The 4,434-nt window shown below is 67.9% G+C and carries 9 protein-coding genes; all 9 read right to left on the minus strand.

What is annotated here, in order from left to right; all coding sequences use genetic code 11:
• Positions 1-328 (minus strand): nucleoside monophosphate kinase (locus VF139_12850; GenBank protein HEX6852283.1); only part of this gene is annotated, 328 nt, incomplete at its 3' end.
• Positions 329-368: 40 nt separating this feature from the next.
• Entirely contained in the window at positions 369-1,766 is a 1,398-nt protein-coding gene (gene secY / locus VF139_12855) for a preprotein translocase subunit SecY (protein ID HEX6852284.1), read from the minus strand.
• Positions 1,763-2,209 carry a 50S ribosomal protein L15 gene (gene rplO / locus VF139_12860; protein HEX6852285.1) on the minus strand — a complete coding sequence of 149 codons (447 nt, stop codon included), beginning with the start codon at positions 2,207-2,209 and terminating at the stop codon, positions 1,763-1,765. The genes secY and rplO overlap by 4 nt, the downstream gene beginning before the upstream one ends.
• Before the next feature lie 10 nt (positions 2,210-2,219).
• Positions 2,220-2,432 (minus strand): 50S ribosomal protein L30, encoded by a 213-nt coding sequence (gene rpmD / locus VF139_12865; GenBank protein HEX6852286.1) that lies wholly within the window; start codon positions 2,430-2,432, stop codon positions 2,220-2,222.
• Entirely contained in the window at positions 2,429-2,932 is a 504-nt protein-coding gene (gene rpsE / locus VF139_12870) for a 30S ribosomal protein S5 (GenBank protein ID HEX6852287.1), read from the minus strand. Before rpsE ends, rpmD begins: the two co-directional genes overlap by 4 nt.
• A gap of 11 nt (positions 2,933-2,943) precedes the next feature.
• Entirely contained in the window at positions 2,944-3,309 is a 366-nt protein-coding gene (gene rplR / locus VF139_12875) for a 50S ribosomal protein L18 (protein ID HEX6852288.1), read from the minus strand.
• 18 nt (positions 3,310-3,327) lie between these two features.
• On the minus strand, positions 3,328-3,867 hold the full coding sequence (gene rplF / locus VF139_12880) for a 50S ribosomal protein L6 (GenBank protein ID HEX6852289.1): 540 nt from the start codon (positions 3,865-3,867) through the stop codon (positions 3,328-3,330).
• Between the two features lie 25 nt (positions 3,868-3,892).
• Positions 3,893-4,291, minus strand: a complete 399-nt coding sequence (gene rpsH, locus VF139_12885) for a 30S ribosomal protein S8 (protein ID HEX6852290.1) — start codon at positions 4,289-4,291, stop codon at positions 3,893-3,895.
• Positions 4,292-4,304: 13 nt separating this feature from the next.
• The coding region (locus VF139_12890; GenBank protein HEX6852291.1) for a type Z 30S ribosomal protein S14 at positions 4,305-4,434 on the minus strand (130 nt) is incomplete at its 5' end.

Genomic DNA, 4,434 nt, shown 5'->3' on the forward strand with positions numbered 1-4,434 from the left:
CCCGGTCGAGCCGGGCTCCCCGGCCGGCGAGCACCCCGTCGAGGATGCCCACCTGCTCGACCGTCCGCGGGAACCCGTCCAGGATGAACCCCGCAACGGCGTCCGGCTGCGCCAGCCGCTCCCCGAGCAGGTCGCCGATCAACTGGTCCGGGACCAGCTGGCCGGCCTCCATGAACCCCTTGGCCTTGCGGCCGAGGGAGGTTCCCTCCTTGACGGCGGCGCGGAGCAGGTCCCCGGTGGATACGTGGGGGACCCGCAGGCGCTCCGTGAGGAACTTCGCCTGCGTACCCTTCCCGACCCCCGGGGGGCCAATCAGGATGACTCTCACGCCGAAACCGCCACTATAGCAAACACGCGCACACCCTTCGTCAGCCCCTGCGGCCGCGGATGCGCGTGCCCTTCATGAAACCTTCGTAATTCCGCATGATCAGCTGGGACTCGATCTGCTGGACCGTGTCCATGGCCACCCCCACCACGATGAGCAGGGAGGTGCCGCCGAAGTAGAACTTGACGTTGAGGCCGTCGAGCAGGATCCGGGGAAGGATCGAGTCCAGCGCGTTTCCGACGACGGGAAGCCGCTGGAGCTGAAGGCCGCTGATCAGCAGCACCGGCAGGATCGAGATCAGGGCCAGGTAGACCGAGCCGCCGAAGGTCAGGCGGGTGAGGATCCGGTCGATGTACTCGGCCGTGCGCTTGCCGGGGCGGATTCCCGGGATGAACCCGCCGTACTTCTTCATGTTGTCGGCCTGGTCCATCGGGTTGAAGATGATCGACACGTAGAAGAACGCGAAGAAGACGATCAGGACCAGATACAGGATGTTGTGCAGCGGCGCGGAGTACTCGAGCTGCCGCGCGAGCTCCTGCGTGAACCCGATCTCCTTCAGCGGCCCCAGCGTGAGCAGCGTCGTCGGGATGGCGAGCATCGACGAGGCGAAGATGACCGGGATGACGCCGGCGGTATTCACGCGCAGCGGCAGGTAGGTCGACGCGCCGCCGTACACGCGGCGCCCGACGACGCGTTTGGCGTAGTTGATCGGGATCTTGCGCTGCGCGCGCTCGACGAAGACGATCGCCGCGACGACGGCGACCATCAGGGCGACCAGGATCACGAGCACGAGCGCGTTCATGGATCCGGACTGCAGGTCGATCCAGGTCTGGTGGATGGCCGCGGGGAGGCCGACGACGATCCCGGCGTAGATGATCAGGGAGATCCCGTTCCCGATGCCGCGCTCGGAGATCTGCTCGCCCAGCCACATCAGGAACGCCGTTCCCGTGGTCAGGGTGATCATGGTCAACAGCGTGAACCCGAACCCGGGACTCCGCACGATCTGGCCGACGCCGCCGGTGGCCGAGGAGTACTCGATCCACCGCGCGATCCCGAACGACTGCACGAGGGCGAGGACCACCGTCCCGTACCGGGTGAACTGGGTGATCTTCTTGCGGCCGGCCTCCCCCTCCTTGCTGAGCTTCTCGAGGTAGGGCCAGACGACCGTGAGCAGCTGCAGGACGATCGACGCGGTGATGTACGGCATGATCCCGAGCGCGAAGATGGAGAAGCGCTTCAGGTTGCCGCCCGCGAAGAGGTCGACGTAACCCAGGATCCCGCCGCCGCCGCTCTGCTCGAACAGCCGCGTCAGGGCCGCGGTGTCGATCCCCGGCACCCAGATGTGGCCGCCGATGCGGTACACGGCGAGCAGGCCCAGCGTGTACAGCACCCGCTTCCGCAGGTCCGGAATGGCGAAGATGTTCTTGAAGCTCTGGATCATCCGCCGATCACCTCGGCCGAGCCTCCGGCCGCCTGGATCTTCTTGGCGGCCGCCCCCGTGAACTTGTGGACCTTCACGTTCAGGGCGACCTTGACCTCGCCGTTTCCGAGGATCTTGACCGGGCCCTTGCCCTTGCGGATCAGGCCCGCCTTCTCGAGCGACTCCGGCGTCACCGCCGAGCCCGCGGGGAGGTCATTCAGCCGGTCCACGTTCACCGTCCGGAACTCGACCCGGAAGATGTTGGTGAACCCGCGCTTGGGGATGCGGCGGTGGAGCGGCATCTGGCCGCCCTCGAAGCCCCGCTTCGCGGAGTAGCCGCTGCGCGACTTCTGGCCCTTCTCCCCTCGTCCGGACGTCTTGCCGGAGCCGGACCCCGGGCCGCGACCCACGCGCTTGCGGTTCTTGCGGGATCCCGCGGCCGGCTTGAGCTTGCTCTGATCCATGACTGCCCCTTCAGTCCCGCACGATCTCGACGAGATGCGGGATCTTGGCGATCATCCCGCGCACGGCGGGGTTGTCCGGATATTCGCGCACGCGGCCGAGCTTCTCGAGGCCGAGCGCCCGGAGCGTCGCCTTCTGCGTCTTGTCGAAGCCGATGCCGCTGCGCACCTGGCGCACCTTGATCGTCGCCTTCGACTTCGCTTTCGCCTTCGTCGCGGCGCTCATCGCCCGGCCTCCGGCTGGTTCTTGCCGCGCATCTTGTCGACCTGCTCCTTGCTCTTGAGCGAGCGCAGGCCCTCGAAGGTCGCGCGGATCACGTTGTGCGGGTTCGCGGTTCCGAGCGACTTGGTCAGGATGTCCTGGATCCCGGCCGACTCGAGCACGGCGCGCACCGCGCCGCCCGCGATGACGCCCGTTCCCGGCGCGGCCGGCTTCAGGAGCACCTGGCCCGAGCCGAAGCGGCCGACCACCGCGTGCGGGATCGTGCTTCCCCGGCGCGACACGTGGACGAGGTTGCGCTTGGCCTGCTCGACCCCCTTCGCGATCGCGGCCGGGACCTCGCGCGCCTTGCCGGAGGCGAAGCCGACCCAACCGTTGCCGTCGCCGACCACCACGAGCGCCGCGAAGGAGAAGTTCTTGCCCCCCTTCACGACCTTGGTCACGCGATTGATGTGGACGACGCGATCCTTCAGCTCGCCCACGTTCTCCTGATCCCGTTCGGCCACGACGACCTCCGTCAGAACTTGAGGCCCGCTTCGCGGGCTGCGTCCGCGAGCGCCTTGATGCGCCCGTGGTACAGGTAGCCGCCGCGGTCGAAGACCACGGCCTCGATCCCCTTCGCCTTCAGCCGCTCGGCGATGGCGCCCCCCACGACCTTCGCCGCGTCGGTCTTCCCCTTGCCCTTGGCGGGCTTGAGGTCCTTGTCCACGGTGGAGGCGCAGGCGAGCGTCGCGCCGGTGGCGTCGTCGATGGCCTGGGCGTAGATGTGCTTGTCCGACCGGAACACGGCCAGCCGCGGCCGCGAAGCGGTCCCTTCGACCTTCTTGCGGATCCGGTAGCGGATGCGCCGCCGGGTCGCGTCCCTGTCGATGTTGCGCTGCATGGTCTTCGTCTCCCCGGCCTACTTCGCGCCGGTCTTGCCGGCCTTCTTGCGAAGGTGCTCGCCGGCGTAGCGGATTCCCTTGCCCTTGTAGACGTCCGGCGGACGCAGCTTGCGGATCTTCGCCGCCACCTGGCCCACCTGCTGCCGGTCGATGCCCGTGACGACGAGCTTGGTCTGCTTGTCGACGGCGATCGAGATCCCGTCGGGAATCGGGAAGTCCACCGGGTGCGTGTACCCGAGCGAGAACTGCACCGACTTCCCGGAAACCTGGGCGCGGTAACCGACGCCGTGGATCTCGAGCTCCTTCGAGAAGCCCTTGGTCACGCCCGACACCGCGTTGGCGAGCAGCGCACGCACGAGCCCGTGCAGCGCCTTCTGTTCCTTGGTCTCCGCCCCGCGGTGGACGACGATCCGCCCCTCCGCCACCTCGGCGGTGATGCCCGAGGGAAGCGGCTGAACGAGGGTCCCCTTCGGGCCCTGGATCGTCACCGCGCCGCCCTCGATGCCGGCGGTGACGCCCTTGGCGAGCGGCACCGGCAGTCTTCCGATACGAGACATCGCTTCCTCCCTCGTTCCCGGACGCCTACCAGACGTTGCAGAGGACCTCGCCGCCAACCCCGAGCTTGCGACAGGTGTTGCCGGCGAGAACGCCCTTGGGCGTCGACAGGATCGTGATCCCCAGGCCCCCGAGGACCTTCGGGATCTCGTCCTTGCCGCAGTACACGCGGCGACCGGGCTTGGAGACGCGCTCGATGCCCGTGATCGCGCGTTCCCCGGCCCGTCCGTACTTCAACTGGATGCGAAGCAGCCGCCTGAGCCCCGCCTCCTCCTCGGTGAAGCTCTCGATGTACCCCTCCTCCTTGAGGATGGCGGCGATCGAGGCCTTCATCCGCGACGCGGGCACGTCGACGGTCTGGTGCTTGGCCTGCTGCGCGTTGCGGATGCGCGTCAGGAGATCGGAAATCGGGTCGGTCATGCTCATGTTCGCGCCTCCCTCACCAGCTCGACTTGGTCACGCCCGGAAGCGCGCCCTCGAGGGCCAGGTTGCGGAAGCAGATGCGGCAAAGCTGGAACTTCCGGATGTAGGCGCGCGAGCGCCCGCACCGGTTGCAGCGATTCTTCGCT

It is taken from the genome of Candidatus Polarisedimenticolaceae bacterium, assembly GCA_036376135.1.
Lineage (GTDB): Bacteria > Acidobacteriota > Polarisedimenticolia > Polarisedimenticolales > DASRJG01 > DASVAW01.